Source organism: Comamonas testosteroni (assembly GCF_000761245.1).
GTDB lineage: Bacteria > Pseudomonadota > Gammaproteobacteria > Burkholderiales > Burkholderiaceae_C > Comamonas > Comamonas testosteroni_C.
Window position 1 is genome coordinate 1 of record NZ_AWOR01000120.1, and the last position, 593, is coordinate 593.

1 protein-coding gene is annotated in these 593 nt (G+C 61.2%); it reads right to left on the reverse strand.

Annotated elements, in window-relative coordinates:
- The coding region (locus P353_RS27390; protein ID WP_034376688.1) for an Ig-like domain-containing protein at positions 1-593 on the reverse strand (593 nt) is incomplete at both ends.

Consider the following 593-nt stretch of genomic DNA (forward strand, 5'->3'; position numbering starts at 1 on the left):
CGATGCCGCTGTTGCCCGCCGCATCCACATAACCGGTGTTGTTCAGCGTTATCAGATTGCTGGTATCGGTGATACCAGCCGTTGGCGTCAGGGTCGCCGTCCAGGTAAGACCGCCATCGCTGGACGTCAGATTGCTCAGTGCTCCATGCTCGACGCTGAAGTCGGACAGGTCCAGACCGGTGACCGCTTCGCTAAAGGTGATCGTCACCAGCGAAGTCTCACCCACTCTCAAAGCGTTGTCGGTCACCACGATGGTGGCTGTGGGGCGCTGGGTGTCGATGGCGTAGCTATTCGAATCCGTCGTGCCGCTGCCCGTGTTGCCCGCCGCATCCACATAGCCAGTGTTGTTCAGCGTGATGACATTGCTGGTGTCGGTGATGCCGGCCGTCGGGGTCAGTATCGCCGTCCAGGTAAGGCCGCCATCGCTGGACATCAGATGGCTCAGAGCTCCATGCTCGACGCTGAAGTCGGACAGATCCAGACCGGTCACGGCTTCGCTAAAGGTGATCGTGACCGAGGTGGTCTCGCCCACCGCCAGCGCTGTATCCGCTACCACAATGGTGGCCGTCGGGCGCTGGGTGTCGATGGCGTAG